The organism is Actinacidiphila acididurans, from assembly GCF_016918855.1.
Taxonomy (GTDB): Bacteria; Actinomycetota; Actinomycetes; order Streptomycetales; family Streptomycetaceae; genus Actinacidiphila; species Actinacidiphila acididurans.
The window spans coordinates 47,383-68,703 of record NZ_JADKYB010000020.1; the positions used below are offsets into that span (position 1 = coordinate 47,383).

The following is a 21,321-nucleotide window of genomic DNA, read 5'->3' on the forward strand; positions in this document are numbered from 1 at the left end:
CTGGACGCGCTGTGGCAGGTCCGGCGGCCCGAGCACTCCGGCTGCCTCACCCCGGAGGGCGCCGCCTGGCTCGCCTCGGCCTGTTCCTGCCCGCGCGGGGTGGCCGCCGTGTGGTCGGTCCGGCCCACCGCGCCGGCCGTGCTGCCCTGCGGGATCGTGTTCGACGTGGTCAACCTGCCCGCGCTGTTCGGCCGGCAGGTGCTGGAGCAGTTGTGGGCGGCCGGCCCCGGCAGCGGGCCGGTCGCCGTGCACCGCGGCCGGGTGCTGCTGTTCGCCGCCCCCGGCACCGCGCAGCGCCTGCCCTCGCTGCTCGCCTGGGAGGAGTGGGGCTCGGCCGTACCGCCGCTGCTGTGCCACGGCACGGGCGACGCGGTGACGGTACCGGCCCCGTACGCCCCCGAGGACGCCGATCCCACTCGTACGGGTGAGTCCGGGACCGGCGCATGCCCCCGTACGGCGGATTCCGCGCCCCGCTGGGTGGTCGCTCCGGACACCGCGAGCCCCTGGCTGCCGGACCCCGCGGTGCTGCTCTGGGCCTGTGTCCGGGCGGCCCGCGACACCGGGTCCGGAAGCCTTGCGTCCCAGGTCAGCGCCCCGGAACGGCCGTGAAACCAATCGATTTCCCCTCTCGTTGGCCGGGTGCTAATGTCTACGACGTCAGCAGGCGCCGCTAGCTCAGTTGGTTAGAGCAGCTGACTCTTAATCAGCGGGTCCGGGGTTCGAGTCCCTGGCGGCGCACCGACAGCATCAGGGGCACCCTCCTCCGGGAGGGCGCCCCTGATGCGTTTCCCGGCCGGTTTCCGGCCCGGGTCGATCACGAGCCGAAGCCGGTCACAAGCCCGGGCAGTTACGGTCCGAGCCCGGTCACGACCAGAACGTGTTCACCGTGTCCAGGTCCTCGACACATTCGTCCAGGTCCGTGATCTTGTCGCCGACGATGCGGAACAGGATGCCGCCGGGCGCGTCGAAGGTCCGGCCGCCGCGCTCCGCGGTGCTGCGGTGGACCGACAGCACGTGCCCGCGCCCGTCCACGAACAGGTGCTGGAGTTCGACCCGGAAGGTGCCGCCGGTCTCCTCGGCCATCTTCGCGTAGTGGGCGAGCGCCGCGTCGATGCCCTTGAAGTCGCCGGACATCGGGCTGTCGCCCGGGACGTGGTGCGTGCAGTCCGCGGCCATCATGCCGCGCAGGGTGTCCATGTCGCCGCGCGAGAATGCCTCGTAACCCTTGCGGACCAAAGCGGCGTGCGGGTGTTCGGTCATGCCGATCACCACCTGATCGAGTGACGTATGAAGTGTTTTGTCCCCCTTGTTCCACCCTGACACCGGCCCGCCCGGCCGCCAAGCCGGGCGGACACCGTCGGCGCGCCCCCACGTCCGCGCCGCGTCGGCGTGTTGGCTGCGCTCGTGCCACCGGCCCACCACCCTTGACCCATGGGGCACTGGATCGGTGAGGCGTACCGGGACCGTGTCGCGGACTCCGGGCGCCAGCCGCTGTTCCTGCTGCTGCTCGGGCTGATCGGGTCCTTCCTGTTCATCCGGTTCAGCGTGCGGATGATCCGGCGCGGGGTGAAGTGGTGGCCGGGCAACGTGCAGCCGGGCGGCGTGCACATCCATCACGTGGTGTTCGGCCAGGCCATGATGCTGATCGGCGGCATCGGCTCGTTCGCGGTGCGCGGCGGTCCGGCGGCGCACGACGTCCTGGCGGTGGTGTTCGGGATCGGCTGCGGCCTGGTGCTGGACGAGTTCGCGCTGGTGCTGCACCTGGAGGACGTGTACTGGAAGGAGGAGGGCCGGCAGTCGGTCGACGCGGTGATCCTCGCGGTCGCGGTGATCGCGCTGCTGCTGACCGGGCAGGCCCCGCTGGGCGGCATCGGCGTGGGCGAGTCGTACGGCACCTACCTGGTGGCCGCGCTGGTGCTGGGCTTCGTGGTGCTGTGCCTGCTCAAGGGCAAGGTGTGGACCGGGCTGCTCGGGGTGATGGTGCCGGTGCTGGCGGTGGTGGGCGCGCTGCGGCTGGCCCGGCCGGGCAGCCCGTGGGCGCGCTGGCGCTACACCTCCCGGCCGCGCCGGATGGCCCGCGCCGAGCGCCGCGAGGAACGTGTCCACCGGCGGTTCGTGGCGCTGAAGACCGCGGTGATGGACGCGGTCGCGGGCGCTCCCACGCCGGTGTCGCTGACCAAGGCGCTGCCGCGGCCGACCGTGCTGGAGATCCCGCCGTCGCGCCTGGAGCTGGTGCTGGACCGGGTGCTGCGGCCGGTACGGGCGCCGGGCGCGGCGGTGGCGGTGTGGTACCTGCGGGTGGCGACCGCCGTGAACGTGGTCACCGGAATCGTGGCGCCCTTCCGCCGCCGGGTCCGCGCGGCCACCAACGGCGAGTACGTCACCGCATTCCTGGTCAGCCCGGGCTTCACCGGGGCCGCGCTGGCGTTCGTGCTGTCGGTCGGGCTGCGCCGCCGCAAGCGGGCGGCATGGCTGGTCACCACCGTGCTGGCGGCCGGCTACCTGGTACTGATCTCGGCGAATTCGCTGGTGTACGCGCAGGCCCGGCGGCACACCTTCAACTGGGTGTCGGTGGCGCTGTCCGTGCTGTTCCTGGCCGCGCTGCTGGTGTCGCGGCCGCTGTTCAACGTGCGCGGCCAGCGCGGCAGTACGGCGCTGGCGCTGCTCACGCTGGTGATCGGCGCGGCGGTCGCGGTGGGGGTGGGTACGCTGCTGGTGCAGGCCACCGACGAGGCTCCGCCGCGCCGCTGGGGTGACAGCCTGCGGTACGCGGGCGTGCGGGTGCTGACCGTCTCCGGCCTGTTCGGGCTGCCCGGGGTCACCGTGCCCGGCTGGACCGACCTGGCGATCAACCTGCTCAGCGTCGCCCTGATGCTGATGGTGCTGCTCGCCTTCCTGCGCGCCCCGCGCCGCCGGGCCCGGCTGCGGCCGGCCGACGAACGGCGGCTGCGCGCGCTGCTGCGCACCTACGGCCGGGCGGACCCGCTCGGCTACGTGGCCCTGCGCCGGGACAAGACGGTGTGCTGGGACCCGGACGGCTCGGCGGGCGTGGTCTACCGGGTGGTCAACGGGGTCGCCCTGGCCTGCGGCGACCCGCTCGGCCCGCCCTACGCCTGGCCGGCCGCGATCTCCGGCTGGCTGGCCGAGGCCCGCCGCCACGCCTGGGTGCCCGCGGTGCTGTGGGCCGGCCCGGCGGCGGCTGCGGCGTACCAGGACGCGGGCCTGCGCTCGCTGGTGGCCGGGCACGAATCGGTGGTGGCGGTACGGGACTTCGCCGCGCGTTTCAGTGGCGGCGACGGGGGCGGCGACGGGGGCGGCGGGAGCCCCGACGTGCTGCGGCAGGCGTACGGCGTGGTGCGCGCGGCCGGCTGGACCGCGCACATCCGGCGGCAGCGGGACATCCCGGCCGACGAGCTGGCCCGGCTGGGGCAGTTGGCGGACGCCTGGCGGCACGAGCGCGGGGTGACGGTGAGTCTGGGGCGGCTCGGCGACCCGGCCGACGGGGACTGCGTGCTGGCCGAGTGCCGGGACGCGCGCGGCCGCACCAGCGCGCTGCTGGGCTTCGTGCCGTGGGGCCGGGACGGGCTGACCCTGGACCTGGTGCGGCGCGACCGCGAATCCGGCCGCGCCCCGGCCGACTTCCTGCTCACCGAGGTGCTGCTCGGCGCCGCCGCCGGGCGCGCCCCGCTCGCCGGGATCACCCGGATCTGCCTCAACCTCCGGCCCCGGCTGCCCCGCGGCGGCTCCGAGGAGGAACAGGCCTACGCCGCCTACGCCCCACGCCTGCACGAGCGGCACCTGCTGTACGAACGGCCCGCCGAACTCCCCCGCCTGATCGCCGCCGCGGCCCAGGCCGAAGGACTGCTCGCCCCGCGGCTGCGGGGCCGCCCGGCCCTGGTCCCGCCCACCGCGGGCTGACCGCGCGCCAGGGGCCGTAGAAGCCCCCCGGAATCCGTCCCGTGCCTCGTCAGGGCGGTGCGGATCCGGCCCGCGGACCCGTCGACGACCTGCGGCGAACCGCCTGCCCCAGCCGTACCGCGCTCTCCGCGTCCCGGGGCACTTTTGCCCTCGGCGGTGCATCTGTTGGCCTACCGGCGACCTGTCCGACCCCGGGAGTTCACGCACCCCCACTCTGATCTGACGGGCACAAGCCAGGAATCGCCTGTGCCTCCCCCCGCACCACCGCACAGCCAACGCACACGAGGAGAGCCATGTCCGTACGCTCCGCCAGACTCGCCACCGCCGTGGCCCTGGCCCTCGCCGCCGCTGCCGCCTCGACGGCTCCGGCCGTGGCCGGGGACGGGCAGCACAAGGCGCCCGCCCGGCACGTCCTGCTGCTGTCCGTCGACGGCCTGCACCAGTCGGACCTGGCCTGGTACGTCCGGCAGCACCCCGACTCGGCCCTGGCCCGGCTGGTGGGCAGCGGCACGCAGTTCACGAACGCGCGCACCACCGTGCCCTCCGACTCCTTCCCCGGCATGGTCGGCCAGCTCACCGGCGGCAACCCGGGCACCACGGGTGTCTACTACGACGACACCTACAACACGAAGCTGCTGCCCGCCGGGACGACGGACTGCGCCAAGGCCACCCCGGGCGCCGAGATCGACCTGACCGAGGACCTGGACAAGAACAAGGACTCGATCGACGCGGGCCAGGGCCTGGCCGGCCTGCCCGGCAGCATCCTGAACATGACCGGCAACCCGCTGGACGTGATCGACCCGGCCAAGCTCCCGGTCGACCCCACCACCTGCAAGCCGGTGTACCCGCACTCCTACCTCCAGGTGAACACCGTCTTCGAGGTGGCCCGCAAGGCCGGTCTGCGCACCGCCTGGTCGGACAAGCACGCCGCGTACGAGATCCTCAGCGGCCCGTCCGGGACCGGCATCCAGGACCTGTTCGCGCCCGAGATCAACAGCCAGGCGATCGGCTACCCGGCCGGCGAGGACTGGACCAGCGACAACGCGGCGACCGAGCAGTACGACTCGTACAAGGTCAAGGCGGTCCTCAACGAGATCGACGGCTACGACCACAGCGGCGCCCACAAGGTCGGCACCCCGGCCGTGTTCGGCATGAACTTCCAGTCGGTGTCCACCGCGCAGAAGCTGCCGACCTCCGACGGCCTCAAGGGCGGCTACACCGCCAAGGGTCAGCCCGGCCCGCTGCTGGCCAAGAACCTGGACTACATCAACACCCAGGTCGCGTCCCTCGAGTCGGAGCTGCACAAGCAGCACCTGGACGGCAGCACCACCGTCATCCTGTCCGCCAAGCACGGCCAGTCGCCGACCGACCCGAAGGCGCTGACCCGCATCGACGACGGCCCGCTGCTGGACGGCCTCAACGCCGCCTGGAAGGCCGCCCACCCGGGCGCCGGCGACCTGGTGGCGCACTCGGTGGACGACGACGCGATGCTGCTGTGGCTGAACGACCGCTCGGCGGCGGCCACCACCTTCGCCAAGAACTGGCTGCTGGCCCAGTCCGGCACCGGCAACGACATCAACGGCGCGCCGAAGGCGTACACCGCCGCGGGCCTGAGCAAGGTCTACGCCGGCGCCGACGCGGCCCGCTACTTCCACGTCAAGCCCGGTGACGCGCGGGTGCCGGACCTGTTCGGCATCGCCCAGTACGGTGTGGTCTACACCGGCGGGAAGGGCAAGATCGCCGAGCACGGCGGCGCGGCGGCCGACGACCGCGCCGTGCCGCTGGTGGTCTCCGGGGCCGGTGCGAAGGCCGGGGCCCGAGTCGGCCACGAGGTGGAGACCACCCAGATCGCACCGACCATCCTGAAGCTGCTGGGCCTGGACCCGAAGGACCTCCAGGCGGTCCGGATCGAGCACACCCAGGCGCTCAACCTGCGCTGACCCGCCCGCCCGGGCACTGACCGGGTGAGCGCGGCACGACCCCGCCGCCCGCCGGGGCCGTCAGCACGCGGCCCCGGCGGGCGGCAGCCTGCCGTCCAGGAAGTACGCGTCCACCGTGCGGGTCACGCACCGGCTGTGCGCGAAGTAGGCGCCGTGGCCCTCGCCGCGGTAGGTGAGCACCCGGCTGTCGTTGCCCAGCGCGCGGGCCATGCCGAACACGCCCGGGTACGGGGTCGCCGGGTCGCCGGTGGTGCCGACCAGCAGGATCTGCGGGGCGCTGGGGGCCGCCACGTCGCGGGTGTCGGGAACGCCGGGCGGCCAGCCGGTGCAGCCCAGCAGCGATTGCGCGGCGGACCGGCCGAACAGCGGCGAGGCGGCGGTGAACCGGTCGGCCATGGCCCGCAGTTCGGCCGGGCTGCGGCGCTCCGGGGTGTCCCGGCAGTCGATGGCCAGCCGGGCGAGCTCGGGATTGTCCTGCGGGCGCCCGCCGATGTCGACCGGCGGGCCGCCGGGGCCGGGCGGCTTCCCGGGACGCAGGACCGGGCCGGGGGTGGATGCGGGATCGGGGGCGGAGGCAGCACCGGGACCAGGACCAGGCACAGCACGAGGGCCGAGAGCACCGGAGCGGGCCGAGCCCGAGCCGGAGCCCGCCGCCTGCCCGAGCGCGCCCGGGTAGGCGAGCTGCATCATCGGGTCGCCGTTGCCGTGCCGCAGTTCGCCGAGTGCGGAGCGCAGGTAGGGCCAGGAGTCCTTGGAGTACAGCGCGTTGCGCAGGCCCGCCAGGTACGCGTCCTCGTCGAGCGGGCCCATGGCGGTGTGCAGCGGGCTGCCGGTGATGCGCCGGCCCTGCGCGGTGATGGCGGCCAGCACCTGGTCGCCGGTGCCGCCCGGCACCGGGCAGCCGTGCCGCCGGGCGCAGTCGGCGGCGAAGTCGCCGAGCGCGGTCTGGAAGCCCCGGGCCTGGGCGAGCGCGCCGTCCACGTCGTCCAGCCTCGGGTCGGGCACTCCGTCGAAGACCATCCGGCCGACCTTGGCGGGGAAGGCGTGCGAGTAGACCGCGCCGAGCGTGCTGCCGTAGCTGAAGCCCAGGTAGGACAGCTTCGCGTCGCCGAGGACGCCGCGCACCACGTCCAGGTCGCGGGCGGTGTTCGTGGTGGTCAGGTACGGCAGCAGCCAGCCGGACAGGTGCGCGCACGCGCGGGCGAGCTGGGCCGGGCTGTTGATCCGGGACAGGTCGCCGCAGTCCACGGGGGCGCTGGCGCCGACTCCGCGCGGGTCGAAGCCGACCAGGTCGTAGTGGGTGTTGAGGCGGGCGAGCCGGTCGGACAAGGCGCCCAGCTCGACGATCCCGGGCAGTCCCGGGCCGCCGAAGTTGACCAGCAGCGAGCCGAGCCGGGGCCCGGGGCCGGTGGCCGGAATGCGGCTGACCGCGAGCTGGAGGGTCTGCCCGCCCGGGTCGGCGTAGTCGGCGGGCACCGTCACGTCGCCGCACTTCGCGGTGCGCGGCTGTGCGCCGGGGCAGCCGCCCCACACGACGCTCTGCTTGTAGTACGGCCGCAGGTCCGGCTGAGCGGCCCGCGACTGCGCCCCGACCATCCCGGCGCGCGCCACCGGGGCGCCCGCGGCCAGCAGTCCGGCGGCGAGCGCTCCGGCCAGCCCTGCGGCCAGCGCATGACGCACAGTGGTCATTGCTCGACGGTAAGCCCGGGCCCGGGGCTCCGCACGCCGGAGCACCTGAGGCCATGATTTTTTGGGTAGCGTGGGCGCCCTGTGCCCGTATTCCTGGGAGGCTCATCATGGCAACGACCCGCACCGCGACGACTCAGTGGAAGGGCCCGCTGATCGGCGGCGCCGGTACCGTTTCGCTGGACACCTCCGGTGTCGGCACCTACGAGGTGTCGTGGCCGTCGCGCGCCGAGGCGGCGAACGGCAAGACCAGCCCCGAGGAGCTGATCGCCGCGGCTCACTCGTCCTGCTACTCGATGGCGCTCTCGCACGGTCTGGCCGGGGCGGGCACCCCGCCGGAGTCGGTCGAGACCAAGGCGAACGTGACCTTCCAGCCCGGTGAGGGCATCACCGGCATCGTGCTGAGCGTCAAGGCCCGGGTGCCGGGGATCACCGCGGAGGCGTTCGAGGCCGCCGCGCAGGACGCGAAGGCGAACTGCCCGGTCAGCAAGGCGCTCACCGGCACCACCATCACGCTCGAGGCCGAACTGCTGGCCTGAGTCCGGCCCTACCGGCGGCGGGTGACGCGGATCCTCCAGTCACCCGCCGCCGTGCGTCCCAGCACCGTGAAGGACAGGCCCGTCGCGCGGTCGGCGGCGCCCTCGCCGGCGGTGAAGGGCGCGTCGTTGAGGGAGTTGAAGGCGGCGCTGCTGTAGTCGCACGCCGAGGTGCGCGGGTGGGCGTCCAGCACGGTCACCGGGCCCTGCCCGGAGTCGACGTCGGTGCGCACCCGGTAGGCGAGCACTCCGGTGCGGCAGGCGTTCCTGTCGTCGCCGAGCGCCGCGCGCGCCTCCAGCACCAGGGCGCGGGTGCGGCTGTACGGGAGGATCACCGCCTTGCGCCCGCCGGGGACCTCCACCGGGCGCAGGGTGAAGGTGCGGGTGCCGCGGGCGGTGAGGCAGCCGATCTGCCGGTCGTCCAGCCAGCCCAGCCGCCACTTGTGCCAGGCCAGCAGGTCGCCCTGCATGCCCCAGTCCAGGGACATGGTGTCCCACTGCCCGGCGAGGGCGTCGGTGCGCGGGAAGTCGTCGGCGGCGTAGAGGTCGGGCAGGCCGAAGTCGTGGCCGTTCTCGTGGCTGAGCACCCGGGCCCCGGACTGGTCGTGGCCGTAGATCAGCGAGACCTTGTCCAGGCGGGCGCCGTCGTCGGTGGTGGCGGCCGAGGCGCCGGTCCAGGTGACCGAGAGCACCGATTCGTCGGCGGGCGGGCCGGCGTTGGGGGTGACCAGGACGTTCACCAGGTCGTAGCCGCGGAAGTCGATGCCGTGGTCGGCGGCCCGCAGCAGGTCGCGCATCATCGCGGTGTGGGCGTCCCAGCCGTAGCCGCGGCCTATCCCGTAGGCGGAGAAGGGCCGCGGCATGCGTATCCAGCGCAGTACGGGGGTGGAGCGGTACTCCAGCCGGCCGTAGGAGGCGCGGGCATACCACTGGGGCACGGCCGGGAAGAACTCGCCGTAGCGCTCGCGGGCGCTGTGCGGGGCCTTGGCGTCGGGGAAGTCGATCAGCAGGGTGAGGGCGCGCACGACGCCGGTGCTGGGCGCGAACTCCCGGCCGTGGCCGTTCTGCGACCGGTCGGGGAAGCCCTCGGACATGGCCACGCCCGGAGTGGCCCGCAGTGCGCAGGGCCGGCCCGCGGGCGGCGGCGAGGGGCTGGGCGAGGCGGTCCGCGGGCCGCCCGGCGCGCCGGAGGCTATCGCGAGCAGTGCGGCGGCGGTCAGGGCCAGCAGGCGCAGCAGGCTCTGGGCGGCCCGCCGGGGCAGGCCGTGTCGCAGCAGCCGGGATATCGGCCCCGGCTCGGGCGGGTCCGGGGACCGCTGCGGGGCGGTCACGTCAGCCCCGGGCGCCGGCGGTGCGCGGCAGGCGCTGGGTGATCCGTACGGTCCAGGTGCCGTCCTGGGCCCGGCCGGTGACGGTGACCTGGGTGGAGCCGTCGGGCGCGGCCCAGGACTCGCCCACACCGAGCGGGGCGTCGGCCAGCGGCGGGTAGACGGACGTGCCGGGGCACGCGGAGGTCGCGGGGTGGCCGTCCATGACGTCGACCGGGCCGTCGCCGGACTCGCGGTCGGAGCGGACCCGGTAGACGAGCACGCCCTCGGCGCAGGTGGTGGCGTCGTTGCCGGTCCGGGTGCGGGCCTCGACCGCCAGTGCCTGGTCGGGGCCGGTGCGGACCACCACCAGCTTGGGGCCGCCGGGCGTCTCGTCGGGCGTCAGGTCGTGGTAGGTCACGCCGGTCCGGGCCACGCAGCCGACCTGGCCCGGCGCCAGCCAGCCCAGCTTCCACTTGTGCCAGGCGAAGGGCTCCGGTGCCAGGCCGAACTGGCTGCCCATCAGGTCCCAGTCGCCGACGTGGGTGTCCCAGTCGGCGTTGCTGCCGGCCGGCGGGCGGTAGTACAGGTCGGGCAGGTCGTAGACGTGGCCGGTCTCGTGGGCCAGCACATTGCGGTCGGGCGGGTGCCGTTCGAAGACGGTGACCAGGCGGCGCAGCGGGTTGCCGTCCACGGTGACGGGCGCGGCGAGGTTGACGACCTTGGTGGCGTCGGAGTCCACGCCGGGCGCGTCGGGATCCGCGACCAGGTACACCACGTCGTAGCCGTGAAAGTCCACCACGGGGTCGGCCACCCGCAGGGCGTCACGCAGGTAGTCGGTGCGGTCGGCGGCGTCCCAGTCCCGGTTGATCAGGTAGTCGGTGGACGGGTGCGGCATGCGCAGCCAGCGGGTGACCGGGTGGACGTGCAGCCGGAACTGCCCGTAGGAGGCGGCGGCGAAGAACCGGCTGGTGGCCGGGAAATGATCCGCCACCACCTCCTGGGGTGTCAGGTCCGGCACCGCGTCGGGGAAGGACAGGAAGATCATCAGAGCCTTTACGTCGCCGGCCGGCCGCGCGTAGTCGCTCTCGCGGGAGTCCACGCCCTCCGAGTGGTGCACGGCGGTGCGCGGCAGCAGGCAGGCCCCGGCGGCGGCGCGCGCGGCCGGGCCGGTCATCAGGGTCCAGGCGACGACGGCCGCGAAGCCGGCGACCGCGGCCGCGGCGGAGCGCAGGACCCGGCGGTGGCGTATCGCGCCGCGGACCGTGCCCGGCGTGCCCTGGGACCCGCTGCCTGACCGCCGCACCTCGACCTCCGGGAGGGGTTCCTCGCCCTTCGCACCACCTCCCCCACATTGCTATGGATTGTGCCGGTTCGCGGAGTTCACCTGCGCCATGCGAGTGTCGGACACATCCGACTACCGTACGTAACGATGTACGGCGGTCGATCGGGTGAGCGAAATCGAGCGATGGATTTCGGCCATCGACGGGGGCTCATCCCGCGAATCACCACGGCGACGCTGGATCACCAACTCCGCCAGCCCATATGATCGCGGCGGGACGAGCGCGAACAGGGAGCGGGCAATGGGCGGACCCCCGGGCGGCCCCGGCGTCGAGCCCGACAGCACGGCACAGGTCGTCACACAGAGTCACAATCTTGCCCCTCGCTCGCACGACGCCGAGCTGCGGGACTACCGGGCCGCGTTCGCCGTGGCCCGCGCGGCCATGGCGCTGCTGGGCCCGGACGGCGTGGTCCTGGCGGCCAACGGCGCCCTCGGCACCCTGCTGGGAACTTCACCCGAACGGCTGACCTCGCTGGACGCCGACGCCCTGCTCGGCATCGACGGCGACCCGCACGCGCAGGCCGCCTTCCACGACGTGGCCAGCGGCCGCCGCGACTCCCTGCGCTGCACCCGCCGGCTCACCCGCCAGGACGGCGGCAGCGTGCGGGCCGAGCTGACCCTGTCCCGCACCGGCACCCGCCCGCTGCTGCTGACGGTGGAGGACGTCGGCGAACGCGACACGCTGCGCGAGCAGTTGCGGCACCTGCAGATGCACGACGCGGTCACCCGGCTGCCCAACCGGGCGCTGTTCTTCGAACGGCTCGCCGCCGCCTGCGAGGCCGCCCCCGGCCGCGGCACCGGCCGCATCGGGGTCTGCTACCTGAACCTGGACGGCTTCAAGGCGGTCAACGACACCCTCGGCCACCGGATCGGCGACGAGCTGCTGGCCGCGGTCGCCGCGCGGCTGCTGGCCTGCGCGGAGCCCGGCGGGCACCTGGTGGCCCGGCTCGGCGGCGACGAATTCGCCCTGCTGCTGCGGGAGTCCACCGGCACCGGCCAGGCCACCGCGCTGGCCGACGCGGTCCTGACCGCCTTCCAGCAGCCCTTCGACGTGGCCGGCCACCGGCTCGCGGTCTCGGCCAGCATCGGCGTCGTCGAGCGGGAGGCGGCCGGCACCTCGGCGACCGGCCTGATGCAGGCCGCCGACACCACGCTGTACTGGGCCAAGGCCGACGGCAAGGCCCGCTGGACGCTGTTCGACCCGGAGCGCAACGAGCACCGGATGACCCGGCAGGCGCTGTCCCGCACCCTGCGCCAGGCCGTGGAGCGCGGCGAGTTCGTGCTGGAGTACCAGCCGCTGGTCGCCCTGGACACCGGCGAACTGCGCGGGGTGGAGGCGCTGGTGCGCTGGGAGCACCCCCACTTCGGCCGGCTCGCCCCGGGCCGCTTCATCGGGCTGGCCGAGGAGGACGGCTCGATCGTGCAGCTCGGCCGCTGGGTGCTCGCCGAATCGTGCCGCCAGGCCCGCGAATGGCAGCGCGCGTACCCCGACGCCGCGCTGGTGGTCAGCGTGAACGTGGCGGTGCGTCAGGTGTGGGACTCCGACCTCGTGGCCGACGTGGCCGCGATCCTCGCCGAGACCGGGCTGCCGGCGCGGCTGCTGCAACTGGAGCTGACCGAGTCGGCGGTGATGGGCTCGGCCGGCCGGCCGCTCCAGGTGCTGCACGCGCTGCACGAGATGGGGGTGCGGATCGCCATCGACGACTTCGGCACCGGCTACTCCAACCTCGCCTACATGAGCCGGCTGCCGGTCTCCGCGCTCAAGCTCGACGGCTCCTTCGTGCAGGGCTTCCGTTCCGCCGAGCACCCCAACCCGGCCGACGAGACGATCGTCGAGGCCCTGGTCCAGCTCGCCCACCGGCTGGGCCTGACGGTCACCGCGGAGTGCGTGGAGAGCGCCGAACAGGCCGAGCGGCTGCGCCGGATCGGCTGCGACACCGGCCAGGGCTGGCACTGGTCCCGCCCGGTGGCCGCGGAGGCGATCTCGGAGCTGCTGCGGTAGCCGGCCGCGCGCGTACGGCCGTGTCTGCGCGCGTACGACCGTATCCGCGGCCGGCAGGCGACACCCGCGGCCGTACGTCCCCGGAAGCGGGTGAGCCCGCGTCCTCGGGGGGAGTGAGGACGCGGGCTCGGGAGGGGGGCGTCGACCGCCCGGGCGGGGGACGGGTCAGCAGGCGCCGAGGTCCTGCCAGACACCCCATTGGCCGGTGGTTCCGGGCTCCTCGTTGGTGGTCCACCACTTGGCCTGCCAGTTGTGGCCCTTCCAGGAGACCTGGTTGCCGTTCACGTAGATCGCCGAGGCGCTCCAGGACGGCAGGGTGCAGGTGCCGGCCGGCGGGGTGGTCGGCGGCGTCGTGGGAGGCGTCGTCGGCGGCGTGGTGGGCGGGGTCGTGGGAGGCGTCGTGGGCGGCGTGGTCGGCGGGTTGGTGCAGGAGGCCGACGAGCCGTTGGTCGCGGTCACGATCTTGTTGAACAGGCTGGCCGAGGAGTCCAGGTCCAGCAGCGAGTACATCATCGAGCCGGCCAGCCCGTGGCAGTGGGCGTAGTCGGCCCGGGCCTGGACCGCCTCAGCGCCGAGGCCGGTCCAGAACTCGCTGCCGTTGTAGAAGTAGTTGGACTGGGTCGCCGGGTCCCAGTACGTGGTGGACGCGTTGTCGACGAGCCCGCCGAGTTCCTTGTAGTACGCGATGCCGGCGGTCTGGCTGAGGCCGCGGGCCGAGGCCGGGCCGGTCGCGGACTGGTACAGGCCGTGGTTGGCGCCGGCCGACACCCCGGTCCAGCCGCGGTAGTACAGCGGGTAGCCCATGGTGATCTTGTTCGCCGGGAAGCCGCCCGGGATGCCGTAGGCGGAGTCACCGGTGGTCCAGGCGGTGATCGCGTGGTCGATGCTGTACTTCTCGCTGCCCGGCGCGATCGGCGTGGACGGGTCGTTCGGTGACTGGTACAGCGGCTCCTGGACGTTGGTGGGGCCGGTGGCGTCCCATGCGCCGTGCATGTCGTACGTCATGATGTTCGCGTAGTCGAGGTACTGGCCGACCTTGTTGGTCTCGATCTGCGCGATCTTGTCCTGGCCGGCCGGCAGGGCGGCGGTCAGCAGCATGTGCTTGCCGCCGTTGGCCGCGCCGTAGGCGTCCAGTTCGCTGCGGAACTCGGCCAGCAGCGCGGTGTAGTTGGCCTTGTCGGCGGCGCTGTAGTGGTTGCCGACGTGGCCGCCGGGCGAGCCGGGGTACTCCCAGTCGATGTCGAAGCCGTCGAAGATGCCGGCCGCCGAGCCCGCGCCGCCGAAGCCGCCCTGCACCGGCAGGTTGCCCTTGATGAACATGTCGATGCAGGAGCCGACGAACTTCTTGCGGCTGGCGTCGGTGGCGGCCACGTCGGAGAAGTACTTGGAGTACGTCCAGCCGCCGAGCGAGGCCACGATCTTCAGGTTGGGGTACTTGGCCTTGAGTTCCTTGAGCTGGTTGAAGTTGCCGACGATCGGCTGGTTCCAGGTGTCGGCGGTGCCGTTGACGCTGATGTCGGCGCCGAAGGACTTCTGGTAGTCGGCGAAGGCGTCGCCGGCGCCGTCACCCGCGTTGGGGTCGGACTCGTTCGTGGCGTCCGACGCCTTGGTGGCCTCGAAGCAGGTCAGGTTGGCCGGGTCGATGTTCTCGAACGAGTAGTTGAGGACGTTGAGCTTGCCCGCTATGCCCTCGGTGTCGAGATTCTTGGGGTAGAAGGCGTTGCCGTAGACGCTCCACTGGTCGTAGTAGGCGATCTTGACTCCGCCGCTGCTGGGGGTCCCTCCCAGGCCGAAGGCTCTGGGGGCGGCCGCGGCCGGCCGGGCCGACGCCGTGGTGTCCGCCTGGGCGGTGCCCCCCGCGACCAGCGCGGTGAGCCCGCCGAGGGCGAGGGCGGCGCTCGCGGCGGCTGCCACGAACGCTCTCTTCCTGGACTGCACAAGAACCTCCGGGGGGAGAGGGAGGGGATGACAGTGGGCTCCTGCATGGATAGCCCGCGTGTCAGACTCGGGTCAATGGTCTGAACCAGAGTTAGGACTAGACCAATTTGGGATCCCGGGCCGCCCCGCCGGATGTTCATGGCATGCGTCAGGCGGGTGACAAGCGGCTTTGACCGTCAGTGAGGCCGGGGCTGATGGTCGGTGCAATCTTGGACCACCAGCCCCGGGGAAATCATTCGTTAACCCGCTCTTATGCCTCCGGGGCGCCCGCGGCTTCCTGGATCGCCGCGCCCTCCTGGACCGCCGCCACGTCCTTGGGGAAACCGTAGGCGTCGGCGATCAGGTCGTACGAGCGCAGCCGCACCGCGGGGGTGTGCGCGTTGGAGGTGATCACCAGCTCGTCGGCCCCGGTACGGGCGACCAGCGCGTCCAGGCCGGAACGGACCGTCTCCGGGTCGCCGTGAATGATGTTCGCCATCCAGGACTCGGTGAACTCCTGCTCCACCGGGCTGAATTCGTACGCCTCCGCTTCCTCGGGGGTGGGTACGAGCCCGGGCCGCCCGGTGCGCAGCCGCAGCATGGACAGCGCGCCGGCCAGCACCTGGCGGCGGGCCTGCGCCGGGTCGTCGGCGGCCAGCGCGGCCACCCCGATCGAGGCGTAGGGCCGGTCCAGGATGTCCGAGGGGCGGAAGGACTCGCGGTAGAGGGCGAGCGCGGGGATCGTGTTCGCGGCCGAGAAGTGGTGGGCGAAGGAGAACGGCAGCCCGAGCCGGCCGGCGAGCTGGGCGCTGAACCCGGAGGAGCCCAGCAGCCAGATGCTCGGGCGGTCCGGCGACTGCACCCCGCCGGGGGCGGTGGCCTGCACCGGGCCGGGGACGGCGTGGATGCGGGCGTAGGGGTGCGCGTCGGGGAAGTCGTCGTCCAGGAAGCGGATCAGCTCCATCAGCGCCTGCGGGAAGTCGTCGGCGGCCTCGCGCAGGCCGTCGCTGCGGCGCAGCGCGGCGGCGGTGGCTCCGTCGGTGCCCGGCGCCCGGCCGAGGCCCAGGTCGATCCGGCCCGGCGCCAGCGCCTCCAAGGTGCCGAACTGCTCGGCGATCACCAGCGGGGCGTGGTTGGGCAGCATCACCCCGCCCGAGCCCAGCCGCAGGGTGCGGGTGTGTGCGGCCAGGTGGGCCAGGATCACCGCGGGCGAGGAGCTGGCCACGCCCGGCATCGAATGGTGCTCGGCCACCCACATCCGGTGGTAGCCGCGCGCCTCGGCCACCCGGGCGATCTCCACGCTGGTGCGCAGCGCGTCGGAGGCGGTGAAGCCGCTGCCGACGGTGACCAGATCCAGTACGGACAGCGGTACGGGCGCGGTGCCGCGGACCGTACCGTGGATCCCGAGTCCGGCTCCGCCGCCGCTTCCCTGACGTTCCTCACCCACGGCCCGGCCGCCTCCTCGAACTCTGTGATCGCAGTGCCTTCGCCCTGCCTTGCTCCCCGCGACAACCGGAGCCGACATCCGGTTATTCCCCGATGTTTATGGCCTCCAAAGGAAAAGGGCAATGCCGTCGGCATATGCCAGCGTGGCCCCTTCCTGCGTATACGACTGCCGGCCCCTTGATTGCTCGCCAACCACCTCTACGGGAAACCCCGTTGGGGCTATCGTGGAGAACCGGTCCGGCTCACACCCAGCAGGGGGCTACCGTGGCGCCAGAGCACCGACAGTCGGGGCCGGTGTACGCCGTCCAGTACGCGCTGCGCGTCCTGGAGACGGTCGACGCGCACCGGCACGGTGTCACCGCCGAACAGCTTGCCAGGGAAATCGGGGTCCCCCTGGACTATCTCACCCATGTGCTGGCGATGCTGCGGCGGGAACGCTATCTCGGATTCCTGCCCGGCGGCGGCTATGTGATCGGCGAGTCCACGGTGCTGCTCGGCGCGGCCGGCCGGGACAGCGCGCTGGCCGAGAAGCTCCAGCTCATCCTGGCGGAACTGCGCGACGAGGTCGGGGCGGCGGTCTACTTCAGCCGGTACGACGACGGCGAGGTGCGGATCGTCGACGTCGCCGACGGGCCGGACGCGCCCCGGGTCAACGAATGGGTGGACTTCAGGTCGGCCGCGCACGCCAGCGCCGTGGGCAAGTGCCTGCTGGCGCAACTCGACCACAACGGCCGCCTCGAACACTTCTCCCGGCACCGCCCGGCCCGGCTCACCTCCCGCACCGAGGTCGACGACCGGATCCTGCTCACCAAGCTCGAACGGCAGCCGGCCACCGTCCCCACGCTCGACCTCCAGGAGTACGCGGTCGGCACGGTCTGCGCGGCGATCCCGGTCACCATCGGCACCAAGGCCGCCTGCCTCGCCCTGTCCATGCCCGCCGCCCGCGCCCACCGGCTGCGCCCCGCGGTCGACACCCTCAACGAACGGGCCGCGCCCGTGCTGCTCTCCATGAGCATCTGAGCCCGGCGCCCGGGGCCCCGGCTCCGTCGGCGGGTCGCCCGCTCCCCCGCCCGACGACCGGCACGACAAAGCCCCCCGCCCGGACGTACCGGAACGGAGGGCCTTGCCTTCGGGTGCGCCGCCAGGGACTCGAACCCCGGACCCGCTGATTAAGAGTCAGCTGCTCTAACCAACTGAGCTAGCGGCGCCTGCGAGACCAACTATACGCCCTCCCAGCACTGCTTTTGACCACAGCGCGGGTGCTCAGGCCGTCCAGTGGGGCGGGCGGGCGAGGTGCGCGGGCAGCCGGGTCGCGGCGTCACCGCGGGCAGCGGCGAGCTGCGGGCCGGTGAGGAACAGGGCCCCGGTCAGGTCGGCGCCGCGCAGGTCGGTGTCCCGCAGATCCGCGCCGAGCAGATCGGTCTCCCGCAGGTCGGCGCCGCGCAGGTCCGCGCCGATGAGCAGGCTGCCGCGCAGGGAGGCCCCGCGCAGCCCGGCGCCCCGCAGCCGGGCCCCGGCGAGGTCGGCCCCGCGCCGGTCCGGCCGCCGCCCGGGCACCCGGTCCCGTACGGTCGTACTGACCCGGCCGAGCAGCTCGCCGACCACGGCCCGCTCGGCGGCGACGTCGAGGTCGGCCAGCGCCTGCGGCCGCGCCCCGGTCAGCGCCTCGATCCGCTCCGCGGCGGCCGCCGCCGCACTGTGCAGCGGTGCGGCCGCCGGCACCGAACGCACCTCGGCCAGGTACCACAGCAGTTCGTGGAGCTGGCGCATCACCGGCAGCGCGGCGAACATCGCGGCGCCCTTGTCGGCCGACTCGCGCCACCCGATGCCGCCGAAGGTGACCTGCGAGACCTTCTGGCCGGCGCCGAAGCACTCGTAGACCGTGCAGCCGGGCCAGCCGCTCTCCCGCAGCCGGCCGTGGATGTCGCAGGTGTGCGCCGGCGACAGGTGGCCGCAGGGCTCGCCCGCCGCCTTGTCCGCCGCGAAGCCCGCGGGCCTGGTGAAGGCCAGTGCCACGCAGCACAGCCCGAAACAGTTCGCGCAGTCCGCCGTCAGGCCGGTGGTGTCCACAGTGCCGCTCCCCTGAGTGCCGCGGGCGGCCCGCAACCGGGGCCGCCCGCGATCCATGGTGCCGCACCGCGGCGCGGACTCAGCGCACGGCAGGCCCGGCCGGGAAGGACGCCGGCTTGGCCGCGGTGTACAGCCAGGTCCGGAAGAAGCCGGACAGGTCCTGGCCGGACAGCCGCTCGGCCAGCTTCTGGAAGTCGGCGATCGTGCCGTTGCCGTAGCGGTGCTGCGCCGGCCACGCCTTGAGCAGGGTGAGGAAGGCGTGGTCGCCGATGGTGTCGCGCAGCGCCTGGATGGCGACGGCGCCCCGGTCGTACACCGCGTCGTCGAACTGCTTGTCCGGCCCCGGGTCGCCCGGCTTCACCGTCCAGAACGGGTCGTCGGCCGGGTGCGCGTCGTACGTCTGCCGCGCCAGCTCCTGCGGGGTGCCCTGGCCCTCGTGCTCGGACCACAGGTACTGGGCGTAGCTGGCGAAGCCCTCGTTGAGCCAGATGTCGGACCAGCGCTCCAGCGACACGTCGTCGCCGTACCACTGGTGGGCCAGCTCGTGCGCCACGACCGAGGTGTTCACGCCCTTGCTGAACGTGGCGGGGCTGTAGAACACCCGGGTCTGCTCCTCCAGCGAGAAGTGGCTGGGCACGTTGGGCACGTACCCGCCGGCCGACTCGAAGGGGTAGGGGCCGAAGTACCCGCTCAGGAAGTCCACGATCTCGGCGGTGCGCTCCACGCTCGCCTTCGCGTTGGCCTCGTTGGCGCCCAGGTCCGGGCTGTAGGCGTTGATCACCGGGATGCCGGTACGGGTGCGGCTGTGGGTGATGTCGAAGTGGCCGACCGCGAGGGTGGCCAGATACGTGGCCTGCGGCTCGCTCTCCCGCCAGTGGTACGTGGTCCAGCCGGCGGCGGTGCGCTGCGACAGCAGCAGGCCGTTGCTGATCGCCTGGTCGCCGGACGGGACCTGGACGGTCACGTCGTAGGTGGCCTTGTCCAGCGGGTGGTCGTTGCTGGGGAACCACCACCAGGCCGACTCCGGCTCGTTGGCGGCGACCCCGCCGTCGGGGGTGTGCTGCCAGGAGGTGAAGCCGTAGCGCTGCACGGTGGAGGGCACGCCGGAGTACGTGACGGTGACGGTGAAGCGGTGGCCGCGCGGGAGCGCCCGGGCCGGGGTGACCACGAGCTCCTGCTCGCCGCTCGTGGCGAAGTGCGCCGGGCGGCCGTCCACGGTGACCTTGCTGACGGTCAGCGCGAAGTCCAGGTCGAAGGAGGTCAGGCCCTGGGTGGCGGTGGCGGTGATCACCGCGGTGCCCTTGAGGGTGTCGGTGGCCGGCTGGTAGTTCAGCCCGAGGTCGTAGTGGGCGACGTCGTAGCCGCCGTTGCCGTAGGTCGGGTAGTACGGATCGCCGATGCCGGGCGCGCCCGGGCCTGCGTCGGCCGCGGATGCCGGGATCGCCAGCAGCAGGCCGAGGGCGGTGGCGGCGGAAGCGATCAGTCTTTTGCGCACAGGGGTCCTCCAGTGCGGGACGGGTCGTCGTCGGTCCGGTGGCAGGTACACGCTGACCCTAGGAAGGGCGGCACGTACCGGCCACCCCATGTCCCCCTGCTGTCGCAGAACATTCACCCGGCGCAACACAACGGCCGGAACTGGTCGCGCGGCGGGCCGTCCCGTCGCGTGCCGGTCCCGTCGCGGGCCGGTCCCGTCGCGGTTGCGCCCGGACCCGATCGCGGGAACGCTGGTTGTCTGTTGACGTGCGCCGGCGGCCGGTTGAGGCCAGATGGGTTCGCCATGTGAAGAATGCCTGGCTGAGGTGGGTCCAGCGGCTGGAGAACCAGTACCTCGAGCGCTGGGGGCTGGCGCTGCCGCTGGCGGCCGTCCTCGTCGTGGTGACTGCCGATCTGCTCGCCGGACGCGACCACTTCCTGGCACCGGGCATGGTGGCCGCGCCCGCGCTCGCCTCCATCACGGTCACCTGGCAGCGGACCGTGCTGGTCTGCGCGATCGGGGTCGTGGCCCAGGGCGCGCTGGCCCCGTACAACGGCGTCACCGACCTGCCGGACCGGGACGTGCTCTACGGCCAGATCTTCGCCTACTTCTTCGTCAGCCTCTTCAGCGTCTACATCGCCTGGCGCCGCGAGACCCGGGCCCGCGCCTTCACCGCGATCGCCTCGGTCGCCGAGGCCGCCCAGCACGCCCTGATGCACCCGCCCGCCCCCCGCGTCGGCGCCGTCCGGCTGGCCGTCCGCTACGTCTCCGCCGCCGACGCCGCCCAGATCGGCGGCGATCTCTACGCCGTCCTCGACACCCCGCACGGCGTACGCGCCCTGATCGGCGACGTCCGCGGCAAGGGGCTCGCCGCCGTGCAGACCTCGGCCGTCGTGCTCGGTGCCTTCCGGGAGGCCGCGTACGACGAAGGCGGCTTGGCGCACGTGGCCGCGCGCGTCAACACCAGCGTCGGCCGCGAGGTCGGCCCCGGCGATTTCGTCACCGCCCTCTTCGCCCAGTTCCACGCGCCCGCCACCGTCGAACTGCTCCACTACGGCCACGTCGCGCCGATGCGGGTCTCCCGCCACGGCCACGTCGAAACCCTCACCCCCTCCGACCCCTGGGTCCCCCTCGGCCTCGCCGACCTCGTCCCCGGCGTCCCCGCCCCCTGGCGCGTCCCCCTCCACCCCGGCGACGTCCTCGTCCTCTGCACCGACGGCGTCATCGAAGCGCGCGGCTCCCACGACGGCACGTTCTATCCCCTGACCGACCGCATCGGCCCCCTCGTCGCAGACTCCGCCTCCGACCTCGACGCCGCCGTCGAACGCGTCTACGGCGATTTGCTCGCCCACACCGGCGGCTCCCTCTCGGACGACGCCGTCCTCCTGCTGATGGCTCCCTGACCCGCGCGGAATGAGCTTCGTGCACCTGCCCGAGCTCCCGCGCCGTGGGGCCGCGCCCCCGTCCCCTGCGGCTGTTCGTGGGCTGGTCGCGCAGTTCCCCGCGCCCCTGGGGTGCGGGCACTCCCACCGCCTGACGCCGGCAACGCCCACGGCGGCGGGAAAACCGCAAGCACGGACGTGCGGCACGCGCACGGGCGACCAGCACCAAAAGGGGCGCGGGGAACTGCGCGAGCAACCCACCGCGACGGGGCACCCGGCAACGCAACCACTCCCCTGCGGC

At 73.3% G+C, this 21,321-nt stretch carries 14 protein-coding genes, 2 tRNA genes and 1 pseudogene; 8 read left to right on the plus strand and 9 right to left on the minus strand.

What is annotated here, in order from left to right; translation table 11 throughout:
* Both ITX44_RS30270 and ITX44_RS30275 read left to right on the plus strand, forming a co-directional pair.
* Positions 1–674 (plus strand): annotated as a pseudogene (locus ITX44_RS30270) (bifunctional DNA primase/polymerase).
* Positions 665–738, plus strand: a tRNA-Lys gene (locus tag ITX44_RS30275). The pseudogene ITX44_RS30270 and the gene ITX44_RS30275 overlap by 10 nt, the downstream one beginning before the upstream one ends.
* A 126-nt stretch (positions 739–864) precedes the next feature.
* Here the strand turns inward: ITX44_RS30275 and ITX44_RS30280 are convergent.
* Positions 865–1,260 carry a nuclear transport factor 2 family protein gene (locus ITX44_RS30280; protein WP_205361133.1) on the minus strand — a complete coding sequence of 132 codons (396 nt, stop codon included), beginning with the start codon at positions 1,258–1,260 and terminating at the stop codon, positions 865–867.
* 171 nt (positions 1,261–1,431) lie between these two features.
* Between ITX44_RS30280 and ITX44_RS30285 the strand changes: the two genes are divergently transcribed.
* Positions 1,432–3,918, plus strand: coding sequence for a phosphatidylglycerol lysyltransferase domain-containing protein (locus tag ITX44_RS30285; RefSeq protein WP_205361135.1), 2,487 nt, complete (start codon positions 1,432–1,434; stop codon positions 3,916–3,918).
* 293 nt (positions 3,919–4,211) lie between these two features.
* Positions 4,212–5,858, plus strand: a complete 1,647-nt coding sequence (locus ITX44_RS30290) for an alkaline phosphatase family protein (RefSeq protein ID WP_205361141.1) — start codon at positions 4,212–4,214, stop codon at positions 5,856–5,858.
* 60 nt (positions 5,859–5,918) lie between these two features.
* Here ITX44_RS30290 and ITX44_RS30295 read toward each other — a convergent pair whose 3' ends face one another.
* Positions 5,919–7,547, minus strand: coding sequence for an alpha/beta hydrolase (locus ITX44_RS30295; protein WP_205361142.1), 1,629 nt, complete (start codon positions 7,545–7,547; stop codon positions 5,919–5,921).
* A gap of 107 nt (positions 7,548–7,654) precedes the next feature.
* On the opposite strand from ITX44_RS30295, the gene ITX44_RS30300 reads away from it, so the two are divergent.
* Positions 7,655–8,083 (plus strand): OsmC family peroxiredoxin, encoded by a 429-nt coding sequence (locus ITX44_RS30300; protein ID WP_205361143.1) that lies wholly within the window; start codon positions 7,655–7,657, stop codon positions 8,081–8,083.
* 8 nt (positions 8,084–8,091) lie between these two features.
* Here ITX44_RS30300 and ITX44_RS30305 read toward each other — a convergent pair whose 3' ends face one another.
* Both ITX44_RS30305 and ITX44_RS30310 read right to left on the minus strand, forming a co-directional pair.
* Entirely contained in the window at positions 8,092–9,411 is a 1,320-nt protein-coding gene (locus tag ITX44_RS30305) for a M6 family metalloprotease domain-containing protein (RefSeq protein ID WP_307795565.1), read from the minus strand.
* A gap of 1 nt (position 9,412) precedes the next feature.
* On the minus strand, positions 9,413–10,693 hold the full coding sequence (locus tag ITX44_RS30310; protein WP_372441038.1) for a M6 family metalloprotease domain-containing protein: 1,281 nt from the start codon (positions 10,691–10,693) through the stop codon (positions 9,413–9,415).
* Between the two features lie 277 nt (positions 10,694–10,970).
* Here ITX44_RS30310 and ITX44_RS30315 point away from each other — a divergent pair, with 277 nt between their 5' ends.
* Positions 10,971–12,731 (plus strand): putative bifunctional diguanylate cyclase/phosphodiesterase, encoded by a 1,761-nt coding sequence (locus ITX44_RS30315; protein ID WP_205361144.1) that lies wholly within the window; start codon positions 10,971–10,973, stop codon positions 12,729–12,731.
* 165 nt (positions 12,732–12,896) lie between these two features.
* Here ITX44_RS30315 and ITX44_RS30320 read toward each other — a convergent pair whose 3' ends face one another.
* Positions 12,897–14,645 (minus strand): glycosyl hydrolase family 18 protein, encoded by a 1,749-nt coding sequence (locus ITX44_RS30320; RefSeq protein ID WP_307795566.1) that lies wholly within the window; start codon positions 14,643–14,645, stop codon positions 12,897–12,899.
* A 274-nt stretch (positions 14,646–14,919) separates the two neighbouring features.
* Positions 14,920–16,095 carry an LLM class flavin-dependent oxidoreductase gene (locus ITX44_RS30325; protein ID WP_372441039.1) on the minus strand — a complete coding sequence of 392 codons (1,176 nt, stop codon included), beginning with the start codon at positions 16,093–16,095 and terminating at the stop codon, positions 14,920–14,922.
* Between the two features lie 263 nt (positions 16,096–16,358).
* On the opposite strand from ITX44_RS30325, the gene ITX44_RS30330 reads away from it, so the two are divergent.
* Positions 16,359–17,114 carry an IclR family transcriptional regulator gene (locus ITX44_RS30330; RefSeq protein ID WP_307795567.1) on the plus strand — a complete coding sequence of 252 codons (756 nt, stop codon included), beginning with the start codon at positions 16,359–16,361 and terminating at the stop codon, positions 17,112–17,114.
* A 114-nt stretch (positions 17,115–17,228) separates the two neighbouring features.
* Here ITX44_RS30330 and ITX44_RS30335 read toward each other — a convergent pair.
* The 3 genes from ITX44_RS30335 to ITX44_RS30345 all read right to left on the minus strand — a co-directional run bounded on the left by ITX44_RS30335 (position 17,229) and on the right by ITX44_RS30345 (position 19,659).
* Positions 17,229–17,302 (minus strand) — tRNA-Lys (locus tag ITX44_RS30335).
* 55 nt (positions 17,303–17,357) lie between these two features.
* Complete coding sequence (locus tag ITX44_RS30340; protein WP_205361148.1) at positions 17,358–18,221, minus strand: pentapeptide repeat-containing protein; 864 nt, start codon at positions 18,219–18,221, stop codon at positions 17,358–17,360.
* 22 nt (positions 18,222–18,243) lie between these two features.
* Positions 18,244–19,659 carry a M1 family metallopeptidase gene (locus ITX44_RS30345; protein WP_205361149.1) on the minus strand — a complete coding sequence of 472 codons (1,416 nt, stop codon included), beginning with the start codon at positions 19,657–19,659 and terminating at the stop codon, positions 18,244–18,246.
* 284 nt (positions 19,660–19,943) lie between these two features.
* Here ITX44_RS30345 and ITX44_RS30350 point away from each other — a divergent pair, with 284 nt between their 5' ends.
* Positions 19,944–21,041 carry a PP2C family protein-serine/threonine phosphatase gene (locus ITX44_RS30350; RefSeq protein ID WP_307795569.1) on the plus strand — a complete coding sequence of 366 codons (1,098 nt, stop codon included), beginning with the start codon at positions 19,944–19,946 and terminating at the stop codon, positions 21,039–21,041.
* Positions 21,042–21,321: the final 280 nt, after the last annotated feature.